This window comes from Pseudomonas sp. Pseusp9 (assembly GCF_059491265.1).
Map to the genome: position 1 here is coordinate 817,422 of NZ_CP168500.1, position 15,985 is coordinate 833,406.

Genomic DNA, 15,985 nt, shown 5'->3' on the forward strand with positions numbered 1-15,985 from the left:
TGCAGGCTCTTTCCCTTTAGTCGATGACTTTCGGAACCAGGTACAGGCCGTTTTCGACCGCTGGTGCGATGGACTGGTAGGCCTCGCGGTTATTGGTCTCGGTCACGACGTCCGCGCGCAGGCGCTGGCTGGCTTCCAGCGGGTGGGCCAGCGGTTCGATACCGTCGGTATCGACCGCCTGCATTTCGTCGACCAGCCCGAGAATGCTGTTGAGGGCCGAAGTGATGTGTGGAAGATCGGCATCATTGAGGCCAAGGCAGGCCAGATGAGCGATTTTTTCCACGTCGGAGCGTTCTAGCGCCATTGGGATTCTCCAGTGGAAAACAAAACGGACGGCGTCCGTGTGTTAGATTGTCGGAACACTACCGCACTTCTACGGTCATAAGGCCGCGATTGTGGGGCTTGGTGCACAGAAAAGCGGCCAATTTAACATATTGGCGCCTTGCCCAAAATCCCTGTCGTTGTTAGAGTTTGCCGCACTTTTTTACCCACGCGTTGCCTAGGGTCCCTTTCCCATGTTCAAGAAACTGCGTGGCATGTTTTCCAGCGATCTTTCCATTGACCTGGGCACTGCCAACACCCTTATTTACGTGCGCGAGCGCGGTATCGTCCTGAATGAGCCCTCCGTTGTGGCCATTCGGACACACGGTAACCAGAAAAGTGTCGTTGCTGTCGGCACCGAAGCCAAGCGCATGCTCGGCCGTACTCCGGGCAACATTGCTGCCATTCGTCCGATGAAGGACGGCGTTATCGCCGACTTCAGCGTGTGCGAAAAAATGCTGCAGTACTTTATCAACAAGGTTCACGAAAACAGCTTCCTGCAGCCTAGCCCTCGCGTGTTGATCTGCGTTCCATGCAAATCCACCCAGGTCGAGCGTCGTGCCATCCGCGAATCGGCCCTCGGTGCCGGTGCCCGCGAAGTATTCCTGATCGAAGAGCCAATGGCTGCTGCCATCGGTGCCGGCCTGCCGGTTGAAGAAGCCCGCGGTTCGATGGTCGTGGATATCGGTGGTGGTACCACCGAAATCGCGCTGATCTCCCTGAACGGTGTGGTTTACGCCGAATCCGTCCGCGTTGGCGGCGACCGCTTCGACGAAGCGATCATCACCTATGTGCGTCGCAACTACGGCAGCCTGATCGGCGAGTCGACTGCAGAGCGCATCAAGCAGGAAATCGGTACGGCCTACCCGGGCGGCGAAGTTCGCGAAGTCGACGTTCGTGGCCGTAACCTGGCTGAAGGCGTTCCACGGGCATTCACCCTGAACTCCAACGAAGTGCTGGAAGCTCTGCAAGAGTCCCTGGCGACCATCGTTCAGGCCGTGAAAAGCGCCCTGGAGCAATCGCCTCCGGAACTGGCTTCCGACATCGCCGAGCGCGGCCTGGTATTGACCGGTGGTGGCGCCTTGCTGCGTGACCTGGACAAACTGCTGGCCCAGGAAACCGGTCTGCCGGTGATCGTTGCCGAAGACCCGCTGACCTGCGTTGCTCGCGGTGGTGGCCGTGCATTGGAAATGATGGATAAACACACCATGGACCTGCTTTCCAGCGAATAAGTCGCCGGATCGCTTCTATGCTGTTGAGCGCGCAGGCGGCACTTTGCAGTGCTGCCTGTTCGCGTTTATCTTCTGTCAGTCTGCATCCAGGCCGGATTGCCGCCGTATGAATAAACAGAATATTTGCCTGGGAGGAGCGGCTTATTAAACCGCTTTTCACCAAGGGCCCTTCACTGGGCGTGCGCCTGTTGGTGCTGGTCGTGCTATCGGTCGCGCTGATGGTGGTCGATGCCCGTTTCAGTCTGCTCAAGCCTGCACGCAGCCAGATGTCGCTGGTGCTGATGGACGCCTACTGGATCACCGACCTGCCCGGACGACTGTGGGAAGGCGTTGCCAGTCAGTTCGGCAGCCGGACCGAGCTCGTCGCCGAAAACGAAAAACTCAAGACTGAAAACCTGCTGTTGCAGGGGCGCATGCAGAAACTTGCCGCCCTGACCGAGCAGAACGTTCGGCTGCGCGAGTTGCTCAACTCTTCGGCACTGGTCAACGAGAAAGTCGAAGTGGCCGAGTTGATCGGCATGGATCCCAATCCCTTCACCCATCGCATCATTATCAATAAAGGTGAGCGCGACGGCGTGGTCCTTGGTCAGCCGGTACTCGATGCCCGTGGCCTGATGGGCCAGGTGGTCGAGTTGATGCCCTACACCTCTCGTGTCCTGCTGTTGACCGACACCACCCACAGCATTCCGGTGCAGGTGAACCGTAACGGTTTACGGGCAATTGCCAGCGGCACCGGCAACCCGGAGCGCCTGGAGTTGCGTCATGTGGCCGATACCGCCGACATCAAGGAAGGCGACTTGCTGGTCAGTTCCGGCCTCGGGCAACGTTTCCCGGCCGGTTATCCGGTGGCGACGGTCAAGGAAGTGATTCACGATTCCGGCCAGCCGTTTGCCATTGTCCGCGCCATTCCGACTGCCGCCTTGAACCGCAGCCGTTACCTGCTGCTGGTGTTCAGCGACAACCGTACTGCCGAGGAGCGCGCCAACGACGCCGCCCAGGCCCAGGAAAACCTGGACGCACAGGGCGGTGGCCCGATCATTCCGGCGACAGTTCCGAAACTGGTCAACCCCGCAGCTCCCGCTGCACCGGCCGCCGCTCCGGCGGCTCCTGCCACGGCGGCGCCTGCGGCCACTGCGCCAGCCAAGCCAACCACCAAGCCAGCCAAGCCTGCGACCACGCATCCTGCGGTGGCTAAACCGCCGGCGGCGCAACCCGCTGCCGCGAAGCCTGCCGCCAAACCGCCAGTCTCCGCGCCGGCCGCTCCAGTGGGGAGAGAATAATGGGCGGTGTAAAAGCATCCCGAAACGGCTGGATAGTCTGGCTGACGTTCGCCGTCGGTCTGCTGCTGAGCGTTTCGCCTCTGCCGCAATTCATGGAAATCCTGCGCCCGCTGTGGCTGGCCTTGCTGCTGGCATTCTGGGCATTGAACATGCCGCAGACAGTCGGGATGGTGACGGCGTTTTGCCTGGGACTGGCTGAAGACGTGCTCTACGGCACCTTGTTGGGCCAGAACGCATTGATCCTGACGCTCATCACCTACCTCGTACTGGCGCTGCAACAACGCCTGCGGATGTTCCCGATGTGGCAACAGAGCCTGGTGATCCTGGTGATCTTCGGCCTGGCGCAACTTGTACAACTCTGGCTCAGTGCCTTGACCGGCAATCGTCAGCCAACGCTGGCACTGGTGCTGCCGGCACTGGTCAGTGCGTTGCTCTGGCCCTGGATCAGTTTCGGTTTGCGCGGTTTGCGTCGACGCTACAAAATCAATTGATTCGCTCAGGCATTAGACAGGGAGAGGTCTTGATGAAACGGTTGTACCTCGCCTCTGGCTCGCCGCGTCGACGTGAATTGCTCACGCAGATCGGCGTTCCGTTCTCCGCCATCAGTGCGGACATTGATGAAACCCCATTACCACAAGAATCCCCTTCGGCCTATGTCGAGCGCCTGGCGCGCAGCAAAGCCGAAGCGGGGCGCGGCGCTGTCGCGTCCGATGTCCCGTTCTGCGTGCTCGGCGCCGATACTGCGGTGGTACTCGACGGAAAAATTCTCGGCAAGCCGGTTGATCAGGCCGATGCCTGCGCCATGCTGATGATGCTGTCAGGGTGTGAACATGAGGTCCTGACCGCGATTGCCGTGCTCGATGGCGAACATTGCGAGTCCCGGGTTGTCACCAGTCGGGTGCGTTTTCGTGATATCAGTCGTGAAGAAGCCGCCGCCTACTGGGTCAGCAGCGAACCAAGGGACAAGGCGGGCGGTTATGGCATTCAAGGACTGGGTGCGGTGTTTGTCGCCGGGCTCAATGGAAGTTATTCAGCGGTGGTCGGACTACCGCTTTGCGAAACCGCGGAACTGCTCGGCCATTTCGGCATACCCTGTTGGCAAACCCGGAACGCACACCAAGCAACGTTCTGAACAGATGCGGCCATTATCGTGAACATGCCTGAACGAGACCCTGCCATGAGTGAAGAGATCCTGATCAACATCACGCCGATGGAGTCGCGCGTGGCGGTGGTCGAAAACGGTGTCCTGCAAGAGGTCCACGTCGAGCGTACGCAAAAGCGCGGGATCGTCGGCAACATCTATAAAGGCAAAGTCGTGCGGGTATTGCCGGGGATGCAGGCGGCATTCGTCGATATCGGCCTGGATCGTGCCGCGTTCATTCATGCATCGGAAATTTCCCTGCGCGAAGGCCCGGCGGTCGAGAGCATCAGTGCCCTGGTGCACGAAGGCCAGAGCCTGGTAGTGCAAGTGACCAAGGACCCGATCGGTTCCAAAGGCGCACGCCTGACCACTCAGTTATCGATCCCTTCGCGTTACCTGGTGTACATGCCACGCACGGCCCATGTCGGCATTTCCCTGAAGATCGAAGACGAAGCCGAGCGCGAACGCCTCAAGCAAGTGGTCACTGATTGCGTGGCCAAGGAAGGCATCAAGGAGGCCGGCGGTTTCATCCTGCGCACGGCAGCCGAAGGCGCTGGCGCCGATGAAATCCTCATGGACATCCGCTACCTGCGCAGGCTTTGGGATCAGATCAGCGCTCAGATCAAAACCATCAGCGCGCCCAGCGTGATCTACGAAGACCTCGGTCTGGCGCTGCGCACCCTGCGTGACCTGGTGAGCCCGAAAATCGAGAAGATCCGCATCGACTCCCGGGAAACCTTCCAGAAAACCACGCAATTCGTCGCCGAATTGATGCCCGAGATTGCCGACCGTCTGGAGCACTACCCGGGCGAGCGGCCGATTTTCGACCTTTATGGCGTCGAAGACGAAATCCAGAAGGCGCTCGAGCGCAAGGTCCCGCTCAAGTCTGGCGGTTATCTGGTGGTCGACCCGGCGGAAGCCATGAGCACCATCGACGTCAACACCGGGGCGTTCGTCGGCCATCGCAACCTCGAAGAAACCATCTTCAAGACCAACCTCGAAGCCGCGACGGCCATCGCCCGTCAATTGCGCCTGCGCAACCTCGGTGGAATCATCATCATCGACTTCATCGACATGGAGGATGAAGAACACCAGCGCCAGGTGTTGCGTACGCTCGAAAAGCAACTGGAGCGCGATCACGCCAAGACCAACATCATCGGTATCACCGAGTTGGGCCTGGTGCAGATGACCCGCAAGCGTACCCGCGAAAGCCTTGAGCAAGTGTTGTGCGAGCCGTGCAACGCCTGTCAGGGACGCGGCAAGCTCAAGACCCCGGAAACCGTTTGCTACGAAATCTTCCGCGAAATCCTGCGTGAGGCTCGCGCCTATCAGGCGGAAGGCTATCGTGTATTGGCGAACCAGAAAGTCGTGGACCGCCTGCTCGACGAGGAGTCGGGCAACGTCGCCGAGCTGGAAGGGTTTATCGGGCGCACCATCCGCTTCCAGGTCGAAACCATGTATTCCCAGGAACAATACGACGTGGTGCTGCTCTGAAGCGTATCGTTTTGATTGTTCAAGAATGGCTGGCCTCAGCTTTTTGCAAATTTTTTGCCATGGGGGCCATCTGACATGGACCGTCTGACACGCATTTTGGCTGCACTGACCCGCTGGGGTCTGGGCCTGTGCGCGTTGGTTTTGGTGTTGATGGCGCTCTACGTCAGCCTTGGCCGGGAGCTGACGCCGTTAGTCGCCGAGTACCGTGCCGATATCGAAAGCAAAGCCAGCGATGCCTTGGGCATGCCATTGCAGATCGGTGAGCTCGAAGGCAACTGGAGTGGGTTTGCCCCCATATTGATGGCGCACGACGTGACGGTCGGCGAGGGCGCCAATGCCTTGCACCTGGATCAGGTACGCGCGGTGCCGGACCTTTGGGCCAGCCTGCTGGCCCGTCAGGTACGCATCGCTCATCTGGAGCTCAGCGGCCTGAAGATCAGCGTCAAGGAGGGGAACGACGGTCAATGGGTGCTGGAAGGATTGCCGGTGCCGCAGGACCAGCCAACTGATCCGGAACAGCTACTCAATCGCATGCAGATGATCCAGCAACTGTCGGTGCTGGACAGCCAGGTAACGTTGCAGCCGTTTGCCCAGTCGCCGCTGACACTGACTTACGTCGGCCTGAATCTGAAAACAGGGGCTACCCGGCAGCGACTCGACGCCCGCCTGAACCTGCCCGACGGCCAGCCTGTGGCCATGAGCCTGCGTACCCGCATTAGTGCCAGCCAATGGAAGGACGGTGAAGCCGAGGTCTATCTGAGCCTGCCGCAAAGCGACTGGTCGAAGTGGTTGCCCGAGCGAGTGACCCAGGAGTGGAGTTTTCCCGAGATCAAGGCCGGTGGCGAACTGTGGGCGACCTGGGGCAAAGGCACACTGCAAAGCGCTGCAGTGCGCTTGAACGCGCCACAGATCAAGGGCGCCTACGCCGAGCGCAAGCCGATCCAGATCAATAACCTGGCGCTCAATGGTTACTTTCAGCGCAGCGCCGAAGGCGTGTCGGTGACTCTGGATTCCCTGGCGATGAACCTTGGCGAGACCCGCTGGGAAACGCATGTGCAGCTCAAGCAACGCGCAGCCACTGATACAACCGAAGAACTCTGGCAGCTGCAAGCCGACCGGATTGATCTCACTCCGCTTACCCCGTTGCTCAACGCCATGGCACCGTTGCCGGAAGGTTTTGCCAAGGTTGTCGAGCGGCTGAAAGTCACGGGTGGATTGCGTAACGTGCTGGTCGACCTGCGCCCCAATGCCACCGACGACAGCAAGTTCGGGTTTGCCGCCAACCTCGACCAGGTGGGCTTCGATGCCTATCACGGTGCGCCGGCGGCCCGAAATGTCAGCGGCAGCATCAGCGGTGACCTGGGACACGGCGAACTGCGCATGGACAGCAAGGATTTCATGCTGCACCTGGACCCGATTTTCGCCAAGCCATGGCAGTACATTCAGGCCAATGCCCGGCTGACCTGGAAACTCGATAAAGAAGGTTTCACCCTGATCGCGCCATACCTCAAAGTGCTGGGCGAGGAAGGCAAGATCGCTGGCGACTTCCTGATTCGCCTGCATTTCGATCACACCCAGGAAGACTACATGGACCTGCGGGTCGGCCTGGTGGACGGTGACGGTCGCTACACCGCCAAGTACTTGCCGGCGGTCCTCAGCCCGGCGCTGGACGAATGGCTGCGCACCGCGATTCTCAAGGGCGCGGTGGATCAAGGCTTCTTCCAGTACCAAGGCTCGCTCAGCCACGGTGCCGCAGACGCGGATCGCAGCATCAGCCTGTACTTCAAGGTTCACGATGCCGAACTGGCCTTCCAGCCGGGCTGGCCCCATGTCGGCAAGGTCAGCGGCGATGTGTTCGTCGAAGACAGCGGCGTGCGGATTCTGGCCAGCAAGGGACAATTGCTCGACACCCAGGTCAACGATGTCTACGTCAACATTCCCCATGTGCCTGCCGGGCAGAACGTGCATTTGTTCCTCGACGGCGGATTTGCCGGCGGTTTGGGCGATGGCCTGAAAATCCTTCAGGAAGCGCCGATCGGCACTGGGGCAACCTTTGCCGGCTGGGAGGGCGAGGGAGACCTGCAAGGCAAGTTGAAGCTGGATATTGCGCTGGCAAAAGGCGAAGAACCGAAGATTCTCGTCGATTTCAAGACCGCCAAGGCACGCTTGAAACTGGCCGAGCCTGTGCTGGAACTGACCCAGCTCAAAGGTGATTTCCGTTTCGACAGTGCCAAGGGTCTGAGTGGGCAGAACATCAGCGCAAGGGCATTCGACAAGCCGGTTACCGCACAGATTTTTGCTGATGGCAGCCCGGGTAAACTCAATACCCGGGTGACCGCGTCGGGCCAGGTCGAGGTCAAGAAACTGACCGACTGGCTGAAGGTGACCCAACCTCTGCCGGTGAGCGGCGTGATCCCTTATCAACTGCAACTGTCCCTGAACGGCGCCGACAGCCAATTGCTGGTCAATTCCAGCCTCAAGGGCGTGGCCGTCGATTTGCCTGCGCCATTCGGCATGACCGCCGATACCGGGCGCGACACGACGTTCCGTATGACCTTGCAGGGCGACGAACGGCGCTATTGGGGCAACTACGGGGATCTGGCGAGCTTCACGTTCGCGGCCCCGGCCAGCAATTTCGCCGACGGTCGCGGGGAACTGTCCCTCGGTGGCGGCGAGGCGGTGTTGCCTGATACCAAAGGCCTGCGGATACGGGGTGTGCTGTCGGAACTGGACGTTGGCCCGTGGAAGGATCTTGTGGATAAATACGCCGGACAGGACCCCGGCGGCAGCGCCAGGCAATTGCTCAGCGGCGCGGACTTCAAGGTGGGCAAGCTCAGCGGTATCGGCACCACGCTCGATCAGGCCACGATCCAGTTGGTGCGCAAGCCTTCCGCCTGGGCGCTGCAACTCGACAGCCAGCAGATCAAGGGCAACGCCAACCTGCCCGATACGGGCGCGGCGCCGATCACGATCAATCTGCAAACCGTGCGCCTGCCCGCACCGGACCCGGCCGTGCAGGCCGATGAAAATTCGCCGGATCCGCTGGCGTCGGTAGACCCTACGAAAATCCCTGCGATGGACATCACCATCAATCAGTTATTCCAGGGTCAGGATCTGGTGGGTGGCTGGTCGCTGAAAATTCGTCCGACGGCCAAGGGTGTCGTGTTCAACTCGCTGGACCTGGGCCTCAAGGGCATGCTGCTGGTGGGCAGCGGTGGTTGGGAAGGCGTGCCCGGCGCCAGCTCAAGCTGGTACAAGGGACGCATCAGCGGCAAGAACCTCGCCGATGTGCTCAAGGGCTGGGGGTATGCGCCGAGCGTCACCAGCAAGGACTTTTATATGGATGTCGATGGCCGCTGGCCCGGTTCGCCGGCCTGGGTGGCGACCAAGCGTTTCTCCGGCTCGCTCGATGCGACGCTCAATCAAGGCCAGTTCGTCGAGGTCGAAGGCAGTGCCCAGGCGCTGCGGGTATTTGGTTTGCTCAACTTCAATTCCATCGGTCGGCGCCTGCGCCTGGACTTCTCCGACCTGTTCGGCAAAGGCCTGAGTTATGACCGGGTCAAGGGGTTGCTGGTCGGGACGAACGGGGTGTATGTCACCCGTGAACCGATCCGGCTGACGGGGCCGTCGAGCACTATTGAGCTCGATGGCACCCTGAACATGGTGGCCGATCAGATCGATGCAAAACTGTTGGTGACCCTACCGGTGACCAATAACCTGCCGATCGCCGCACTGATCGTCGGCGCACCGGCGGTCGGTGGGGCACTGTTCCTGATCGACAAGCTGATCGGTGACCGCGTCTCCCGTTTCGCCAGTGTGAAATACACCGTCAACGGACCGTGGAAAGAACCGAAAATCACTTTCGACAAGCCTTTTTGAAACGCCATCCTTCGCACCTATGGAGTAGCATGGCCATTGCGGCCCGCCCCCTGTAGGAGCGAGCTCGCTCGCGATGAGTTTGGACGCGGCGCGTTTTTTCAGACAGCCAGCGTCATCGTTCACGTCCATCGCGAGCAAGGTCTGTGTTGATTTCAATAAGGGAAAGACCATGTCTGTAGCGGTGATTCAAATGGTCAGCCAGAGCGATGTGCTGGCCAATCTGGCCCAGGCCCGTCGGCTGCTCGAACAAGCGGCCGCCGACGGTGCGAAACTGGCGGTATTGCCGGAAAACTTCGCCGCTATGGGCCGGCGCGACATTGCCGACATCGGGCGCGCCGAAGCACTGGGCGAAGGCCCGATCCTGCCCTGGTTGAAACAGACCGCACGCGACCTCAAGTTATGGATAGTGGCCGGCACATTGCCGTTGCCGCCGGTGGATCAGCCGACGGCCAAAGTGCATGCCTGTTCGTTACTGGTCGACGACCAGGGCGAAACGGTGGCGCGCTACGACAAACTGCACCTGTTCGACGTTGACGTGGTGGACAATCGTGGCCGTTATCGTGAATCCGATGACTATGCTTATGGCAACGGGGTGGTCGTGGCGGACACACCGGTCGGCCGGATCGGCCTGACGGTTTGTTATGACTTGCGCTTCCCGGAGCTCTACAGCGAATTGCGTGCTGCCGGAGCGGAACTGATTACCGCGCCGTCGGCCTTTACCGCCGTGACCGGCGCTGCGCACTGGGACGTGCTGATTCGCGCGCGAGCCATCGAAACCCAGTGTTATGTGCTCGCGGCTGCCCAAGGTGGGACACATCCGGGGCCGCGGGAAACCTGGGGGCATGCGGCAATAATCGACCCATGGGGTCGTGTGCTGGCACAACAGGATCAAGGCGAGGCCGTGCTGCTGGCCGAACGCGACAGCAGCGAACAGGCGTCCATCCGGGCGCGGATGCCGGTGTCCAGTCACCGGCGCTTTTTCTCGCAGGGCGCCCAGCGACCTGCATCAGAACGACGAATTTAAGGCGTAAAGCATATGAGCGAGTTGTTGTCCTCAGTCAGTGAACACTTGTTGGCGCCCGGTGGCGTTACGATCGAGAGCCTGCAAGGCGTGCTCGGCGATCTGGCCGGGCCGGGCATCGATGCGGCCGACCTGTATTTCCAGGGGCAGATCTCCGAGTCCTGGGCGCTGGAAGACGGTATCGTCAAGGAAGGCAGCTTCAACCTTGACCAAGGTGTCGGCGTGCGCGCGCAATCGGGTGAAAAAACCGGTTTTGCCTACAGCAATGCCATCACGCTTGAGGCCCTGGGCGCAGCGGCGCGTGCTGCCCGTTCTATTTCCCGGGCCGGGCAGCACGGCACGGTACAGGCATTCACCAGCCAGGACGTCGCGCAGTTGTATGCGCCGGACAATCCCCTGGAAGTGCTGACCCGTGCCGAGAAAGTCGATTTGCTCAAGCGAGTCGACGCCGCGACCCGCGCCCTCGACCCACGTATCCAGCAAGTCACCGTGAGCATGGCCGGTGTCTGGGAGCGGATTCTGGTGGCTTCCACCGACGGCGGTCTGGCGGCGGATGTGCGGCCGCTGGTGCGTTTCAATGTCAGCGTGATCGTCGAGCAGAACGGTCGTCGCGAGCGCGGCGGTCATGGTGGTGGCGGTCGGACCGATTACCGTTATTTCCTCGGCGAAGACCGCGCCATGGGCTATGCCCGTGAAGCGTTGCGCCAGGCGCTGGTCAACCTTGAAGCCATACCGGCACCGGCCGGTACCTTGCCGGTGGTGCTGGGTTCCGGCTGGTCGGGCGTGCTGCTGCATGAAGCCGTCGGGCATGGCCTGGAAGGCGATTTCAACCGCAAGGGCAGCTCGGCTTATAGCGGGCGCATGGGCGAGATGGTTGCGTCGAAGCTTTGCACCATTGTCGATGACGGCACCCTGGCCGGTCGTCGCGGCTCGTTGAGCGTCGATGACGAGGGCACGCCGACCGAATGCACCACGCTGATCGAAAACGGCGTACTCAAGGGCTACATGCAGGACAAGCTCAATGCCCGTCTGATGGGTGTGGCACGCACCGGTAACGGCCGTCGCGAATCCTACGCGCACCTGCCGATGCCGCGCATGACCAATACCTACATGCTCGCCGGCGAAAGCGACCCGGAGGAAATCATCGCCTCGGTGAAACGCGGCATCTACTGCGCCAACCTGGGTGGCGGTCAGGTGGACATCACCAGCGGCAAGTTCGTGTTTTCCACCAGCGAGGCGTACCTGATCGAGGACGGCAAGATCACTGCACCGGTCAAAGGTGCGACGTTGATCGGCAACGGGCCGGAAGCCATGAGCAAGGTGTCGATGGTCGGTAATGATCTGGCGCTGGACAGCGGCGTGGGCACGTGTGGCAAGGATGGGCAGTCGGTGCCGGTGGGTGTCGGCCAGCCAACGCTGAAGATTGATGCGATCACCGTGGGTGGCACGGGCGCGTAAGCGGCTTTTGCAACAGTGAAGCTTCGGGTGAGTTGCAGGGCAACTCACCCGATCAGGGATTCAACGCAGACCGCGTTGAGTCTCGTCCAGCTCACGGATGTACTTGAAGATTTTACGGCTGGAAGCAGGAGGCTTGTTTTGCGCAACCTCATGCTGGGCCTGACGGATCATGGAACGCAGTTGCTGGCGATCGGCGTCAGGGTAGTCGACGACGAATTTTTCCAGAACGGCATCGTCACCGGCAATCAGGCGATCTCGCCAGCGCTCCAGGTTATGGAAACGCTCGTTGTACTGGCGAGTGGAGGCATCGAGTTGATCGAGCAAGACCAGAATGGCGTCAGTGTCCTGATCGCGCATCAGCTTGCCGATGAACTGAAGGTGCCGTTTACGCGCGATGTTCGCGGTGTGCTTGGGAGCATCGGCCAAGGCCCGGCGCAAGGCGTCGGTCAAGGGCAACTTTGCAACCAAGTCAGGCTTGAGTGTTGTAAGGCGCTCGCCAAGGTCAACCAGAGCATGCAGCTCGCGTTTGACCTGGGATTTGCTTTTTTCTCCCGTATCGAGGGAGTCGTCGTAAGAATCAACCATGGTGGCAGTCCGCTAAGAAACGCCGCCATGATAACCAGTCGGGGGCCGCTTGTCCGGCCCGGTCGCTCGATGACCGTTACCGAAAGCAGAATTTGAGTGGAGAACAGCATGAGTGCAGTTGAAAGCGTCGGCCCACAAGCGTTGCCGGCACTGCAGGAACAAGTCGAGCAGATCATCGCTGAAGCCAGGCGCCAGGGGGCCAGTGCCTGTGAAGTGGCGGTGTCGCTTGAGCAGGGATTGTCGACTACGGTGCGCCAGCGTGAAGTCGAAACAGTCGAATTCAACCGCGATCAGGGATTTGGCATCACCTTGTATGTCGGCCAGCGCAAAGGCTCGGCCAGCACTTCGGCCACCGGTCCGGAAGCGATTCGCGAAACGGTTGCCGCTGCATTGGCCATCGCCAAGCACACTTCGGAAGACGAAGCCTCGGGCCTTGCGGATGCCGCGCTGATGGCGCGGGATATTCAGGATTTCGACCTGTTCCACCAGTGGGACATTACTCCGGAACAAGCCATCGAACAGGCCCTGGCCTGCGAAGCTGCGGCGTTTGCCGCCGACAGCCGGATCAAGAACGCCGACGGCACCACCCTCAACACCCATCAGGGCTGCCGCGTCTACGGCAATAGCCACGGGTTTATCGGCGGTTACGCATCGACTCGCCACAGCCTGAGCTGCGTGATGATCGCCGAAGCGGACGGCCAGATGCAGCGCGATTACTGGTACGACGTGAACCGGCAGGGCAATCTGCTCGCCGACCCGGTCAGCATCGGCCAGCGCGCTGCGCAACGGGCGGCGAGCCGTCTGGGCGCGCGTCCGGTGCCGACTTGCGAGGTGCCGGTACTGTTTTCCGCAGAGTTGGCCGGGGGGCTGTTCGGCAGTTTCCTGTCGGCGATTTCCGGTGGCAGCCTGTATCGCAAATCTTCGTTCCTTGAAGGCACGCTGGGGCAGAAGCTGTTTCCTGAGTGGCTGACCATCGACGAGCGTCCGCACCTGATGCGGGCATTGGGTAGTGCTGCGTTCGACGGCGATGGCCTTGCAACCTATGCCAAACCGTTCGTCGAAAAAGGCGAATTGGTGTCCTACATCCTCGGCACCTACTCCGGTCGCAAGCTCGGCATGCCGAGTACGGCCAACGCTGGCGGCGTGCACAACCTGTTCGTCACCCACGGCGATGAAGATCAGGCGGCCTTGCTGCGGCGCATGGGACGCGGGCTGTTGGTCACCGAATTGATGGGCCAGGGGCTGAACATGGTCACCGGCGATTATTCCCGGGGCGCGGCGGGTTACTGGGTCGAGAATGGCGAAATCCAGTTCGCGGTCCAGGAAGTGACCATTGCCGGCAACATGCGCGACATGTTCAAACAGATCGTCGCGGTCGGTAATGATCTCGAACTTCGCAGCAACATCCGCACCGGTTCGGTGCTGATCGAGCGGATGACCGTAGCGGGCAGCTAACCCTTCCCGTCACACAAAAAGGCGCGCCACCCAATGGGTGGCGCGCCTTTTTTATGGTTCTTCACGGAATCCCGGGAAACACCGAAACAAGAACGCCGTTTTGCCTGATGGTGGTGAATGATACGGCGCTCGCCACAAAGCCGCGGCGTTTACTCGCCTTCGTCGAAGTAATTGTTGATCAAGGCCACCAGCGCATCCATCGCTTCCTGTTCCTGCTCGCCTTCCGTGCTCAGATGGATTTTGGTGCCCTTGCCGGCAGCGAGCATCATCATGGCCATGATGCTTTTCCCATCGACGGTGGATTCAGGCGTGCGTCCCACGCGGATCGTGCAATCCTTGAATTGGCCGGCTACACCAACGAATTTTGCAGACGCCCGGGCATGCAAACCCAGTTTATTGATGATTTCGATTTCCAGAGCAGGCATCGCGATGTGAATCCTTTAGCTGAGGTCGCGGTGGCGAACCTGGACGTTCTTCAGGGTTTTTTGCAGCGCCTGCCCCAGGCGCTCGGTCAGGTAGACGGAGCGGTGATGTCCGCCAGTGCAGCCAATGGCAATGGTGACGTAGGCGCGGTTGCTGGCGGCAAAACGAGGCAGCCACTTTAGCAGGTATGTGGAAATGTCCTGGAACATCTCTTCGACATCCGGCTGTGCCGCCAGATATTCGGCAACCGGTTTGTCGAGCCCGGACTGCTCGCGCAATTCCGGTTTCCAGTAAGGGTTGGGCAGGCAACGCACATCGAACACCAGGTCGGCGTCCACCGGCATGCCGCGTTTGAACCCGAAGGATTCGACCAGAAACGCAGTGCCGGGTTCCGGTTGATTCAACAGGCGCAGTTTGATGGCATCGCGCAGTTGATACAGGTTCAGGCTGGTAGTGTTGATCTTGAGATCGGCGAGGTCGGCAATCGGACCGAGCAGGACGCTCTCGACGCTGATGGCTTCGGCCAGCGAGCGGTTGGCGTTGGTCAGGGGGTGACGCCGGCGGGTTTCCGAGAAGCGCTTGAGCAGTGTTTCTTCGTCGGCGTCCAGGTACAGGATATCGCACTGGATGTGGCGGCTGCGGACTTCTTCGAGCAGGTCGGGGAAGCGAGACAGGTGGCTGGGCAGGTTGCGGGCGTCAATGGAAACGGCGACCAGTGGCTGCATCAGCTCGGTATGAATCAGCGCACGTTCGGCCAGTTCCGGCAGCAGGCCGGCAGGCAGATTGTCGATGCAGTAGTACCCGTTGTCCTCAAGGACGTCGAGGGCGGTACTTTTACCTGAGCCGGAGCGGCCACTGACGATGATCAAGCGCATGATTACTGACCGTTTTGCTCGTCCAGGACAACCTGATACAGGGCTTCATTGCTCGGAGCGCTGCGCAGTTTGTCGCGCACGTCCTTGCGATCGAGCATGCTGGCGATCTGCCGCAGCAGTTCAAGGTGTGCATCGGTGGCGGCTTCCGGGACCAGTAATACGAACAGCAGGTCAACCGGCGCGCCGTCGATGGCGTCGAAATCGATAGGGGCGTCCAGGTGCATCAATGCACTGATGGGCGAAACACAGCCCCTGAGACGGCAATGTGGAATGGCGATGCCGTTGCCAAAACCGGTGGAGCCGAGTTTTTCACGGGCAATCAGCGCCTCGAAGACATCTTGCATCTCCAGACCCGGCACTTCGCGGGCGATCAGATTGGCAATTTGTTCGAGGGCTTTCTTTTTACTGCCACCCGGCACGTTCACCAGGGAACGGCCGGGGGTCAGGATACTTTCAAGTCGGATCATGGGTTGGGAGTGTTAACGACCGGTTGCGCCCTGAAGGAGGCTCTGGGTCTTTTCCTTATGCTTTTTGAGTTGTTTATCCAGCTTGTCGGTGAGTGCATCGATCGCGGCGTACATATCGGTATGTTCCGCGTTTGCGACCACTTCATTCCCGGGAATATGCAGCGTGGCTTCGATTTTCTGCTTCAACTTTTCGACGGTCATCGTGACCTGCACGTTAGTGATCTTGTCGAAGTGTCGCTCCAATCGTTCGAGTTTTTCGCCGATGTAGGAGCGGAGAGGTTCGGTCACTTCCAGTTGGTGTCCACTGATGTTGACTTGCATACAGCTTCTCCTTCGTTGCCAGTGCATAAAGCG

General features: G+C 60.3%; 15 protein-coding genes. 9 read left to right on the forward strand and 6 right to left on the reverse strand.

What is annotated here, in order from left to right; translation table 11 throughout:
• Positions 1 to 16: 16 nt before the first annotated feature.
• Positions 17 to 304 (reverse strand): Asp-tRNA(Asn)/Glu-tRNA(Gln) amidotransferase subunit GatC, encoded by a 288-nt coding sequence (gene gatC, locus ACEN8E_RS03545; RefSeq protein ID WP_024011606.1) that lies wholly within the window; start codon positions 302 to 304, stop codon positions 17 to 19.
• A 211-nt stretch (positions 305 to 515) separates the two neighbouring features.
• Here gatC and mreB point away from each other — a divergent pair, with 211 nt between their 5' ends.
• From mreB to tldD, 8 genes are all read left to right on the forward strand, one after another.
• Positions 516 to 1,553, forward strand: a complete 1,038-nt coding sequence (gene mreB / locus ACEN8E_RS03550) for a rod shape-determining protein MreB (RefSeq protein ID WP_002555108.1) — start codon at positions 516 to 518, stop codon at positions 1,551 to 1,553.
• A 143-nt stretch (positions 1,554 to 1,696) separates the two neighbouring features.
• The gene (gene mreC / locus ACEN8E_RS03555; RefSeq protein WP_495593271.1) at positions 1,697 to 2,833 is read left to right on the forward strand and encodes a rod shape-determining protein MreC; all 1,137 of its coding nucleotides are present in this window, start codon (positions 1,697 to 1,699) and stop codon (positions 2,831 to 2,833) included.
• Positions 2,833 to 3,324, forward strand: coding sequence for a rod shape-determining protein MreD (gene mreD, locus ACEN8E_RS03560; protein WP_413428594.1), 492 nt, complete (start codon positions 2,833 to 2,835; stop codon positions 3,322 to 3,324). Before mreC ends, mreD begins: the two co-directional genes overlap by 1 nt.
• A 32-nt stretch (positions 3,325 to 3,356) precedes the next feature.
• Entirely contained in the window at positions 3,357 to 3,965 is a 609-nt protein-coding gene (locus ACEN8E_RS03565; protein ID WP_495591454.1) for a Maf family protein, read from the forward strand.
• Positions 3,966 to 4,010: 45 nt separating this feature from the next.
• Positions 4,011 to 5,468 carry a ribonuclease G gene (gene rng, locus ACEN8E_RS03570; protein WP_007970246.1) on the forward strand — a complete coding sequence of 486 codons (1,458 nt, stop codon included), beginning with the start codon at positions 4,011 to 4,013 and terminating at the stop codon, positions 5,466 to 5,468.
• 75 nt (positions 5,469 to 5,543) lie between these two features.
• A complete protein-coding gene (locus tag ACEN8E_RS03575; protein ID WP_495591455.1) occupies positions 5,544 to 9,347 on the forward strand; it encodes a YhdP family protein in 3,804 nt (1,267 codons plus the stop codon).
• Positions 9,348 to 9,516: 169 nt separating this feature from the next.
• On the forward strand, positions 9,517 to 10,371 hold the full coding sequence (locus ACEN8E_RS03580) for a carbon-nitrogen hydrolase family protein (protein WP_495591456.1): 855 nt from the start codon (positions 9,517 to 9,519) through the stop codon (positions 10,369 to 10,371).
• A gap of 12 nt (positions 10,372 to 10,383) precedes the next feature.
• Entirely contained in the window at positions 10,384 to 11,826 is a 1,443-nt protein-coding gene (tldD, locus tag ACEN8E_RS03585; protein WP_111280901.1) for a metalloprotease TldD, read from the forward strand.
• Positions 11,827 to 11,886: 60 nt separating this feature from the next.
• On the opposite strand, the gene yjgA is transcribed toward tldD, so the two are convergent.
• Positions 11,887 to 12,411 (reverse strand): ribosome biogenesis factor YjgA, encoded by a 525-nt coding sequence (gene yjgA, locus ACEN8E_RS03590; RefSeq protein WP_008018722.1) that lies wholly within the window; start codon positions 12,409 to 12,411, stop codon positions 11,887 to 11,889.
• A gap of 108 nt (positions 12,412 to 12,519) precedes the next feature.
• Here yjgA and pmbA point away from each other — a divergent pair, with 108 nt between their 5' ends.
• Positions 12,520 to 13,866: a metalloprotease PmbA gene (gene pmbA, locus ACEN8E_RS03595; RefSeq protein ID WP_495591457.1), complete on the forward strand. Its 1,347-nt coding sequence runs from the start codon at positions 12,520 to 12,522 to the stop codon at positions 13,864 to 13,866.
• A gap of 149 nt (positions 13,867 to 14,015) precedes the next feature.
• Here pmbA and ACEN8E_RS03600 read toward each other — a convergent pair whose 3' ends face one another.
• Genes ACEN8E_RS03600 through hpf form a run of 4 tightly spaced genes read right to left on the reverse strand, consistent with a single transcriptional unit; the run spans position 14,016 to position 15,952 of the window.
• A complete protein-coding gene (locus ACEN8E_RS03600; protein ID WP_008018720.1) occupies positions 14,016 to 14,291 on the reverse strand; it encodes an HPr family phosphocarrier protein in 276 nt (91 codons plus the stop codon).
• A gap of 15 nt (positions 14,292 to 14,306) precedes the next feature.
• Positions 14,307 to 15,164, reverse strand: a complete 858-nt coding sequence (rapZ, locus tag ACEN8E_RS03605) for an RNase adapter RapZ (RefSeq protein WP_495591458.1) — start codon at positions 15,162 to 15,164, stop codon at positions 14,307 to 14,309.
• A gap of 2 nt (positions 15,165 to 15,166) precedes the next feature.
• Positions 15,167 to 15,631: a PTS IIA-like nitrogen regulatory protein PtsN gene (gene ptsN / locus ACEN8E_RS03610; protein ID WP_495591459.1), complete on the reverse strand. Its 465-nt coding sequence runs from the start codon at positions 15,629 to 15,631 to the stop codon at positions 15,167 to 15,169.
• A gap of 12 nt (positions 15,632 to 15,643) precedes the next feature.
• Positions 15,644 to 15,952, reverse strand: coding sequence for a ribosome hibernation-promoting factor, HPF/YfiA family (hpf, locus tag ACEN8E_RS03615; protein WP_008018717.1), 309 nt, complete (start codon positions 15,950 to 15,952; stop codon positions 15,644 to 15,646).
• Between the last annotated feature and the right edge of the window lie 33 nt (positions 15,953 to 15,985).

Excerpts from the sequence above, each read along its gene's own strand:
- gatC (WP_024011606.1), bottom strand. The coding sequence starts at position 304 with ATGGCGCTAGAACGCTCCGACGTGGAAAAAATCGCTCATCTGGCCTGC.
- mreB (WP_002555108.1), top strand. The coding sequence starts at position 516 with ATGTTCAAGAAACTGCGTGGCATGTTTTCCAGCGATCTTTCCATTGAC.
- mreD (WP_413428594.1), top strand. The coding sequence starts at position 2,833 with ATGGGCGGTGTAAAAGCATCCCGAAACGGCTGGATAGTCTGGCTGACG.
- ACEN8E_RS03565 (WP_495591454.1), top strand. The coding sequence starts at position 3,357 with ATGAAACGGTTGTACCTCGCCTCTGGCTCGCCGCGTCGACGTGAATTG.
- rng (WP_007970246.1), top strand. The coding sequence starts at position 4,011 with ATGAGTGAAGAGATCCTGATCAACATCACGCCGATGGAGTCGCGCGTG.
- ACEN8E_RS03575 (WP_495591455.1), top strand. The coding sequence starts at position 5,544 with ATGGACCGTCTGACACGCATTTTGGCTGCACTGACCCGCTGGGGTCTG.
- ACEN8E_RS03580 (WP_495591456.1), top strand. The coding sequence starts at position 9,517 with ATGTCTGTAGCGGTGATTCAAATGGTCAGCCAGAGCGATGTGCTGGCC.
- tldD (WP_111280901.1), top strand. The coding sequence starts at position 10,384 with ATGAGCGAGTTGTTGTCCTCAGTCAGTGAACACTTGTTGGCGCCCGGT.
- yjgA (WP_008018722.1), bottom strand. The coding sequence starts at position 12,411 with ATGGTTGATTCTTACGACGACTCCCTCGATACGGGAGAAAAAAGCAAA.
- pmbA (WP_495591457.1), top strand. The coding sequence starts at position 12,520 with ATGAGTGCAGTTGAAAGCGTCGGCCCACAAGCGTTGCCGGCACTGCAG.
- ACEN8E_RS03600 (WP_008018720.1), bottom strand. The coding sequence starts at position 14,291 with ATGCCTGCTCTGGAAATCGAAATCATCAATAAACTGGGTTTGCATGCC.
- rapZ (WP_495591458.1), bottom strand. The coding sequence starts at position 15,164 with ATGCGCTTGATCATCGTCAGTGGCCGCTCCGGCTCAGGTAAAAGTACC.
- ptsN (WP_495591459.1), bottom strand. The coding sequence starts at position 15,631 with ATGATCCGACTTGAAAGTATCCTGACCCCCGGCCGTTCCCTGGTGAAC.
- hpf (WP_008018717.1), bottom strand. The coding sequence starts at position 15,952 with ATGCAAGTCAACATCAGTGGACACCAACTGGAAGTGACCGAACCTCTC.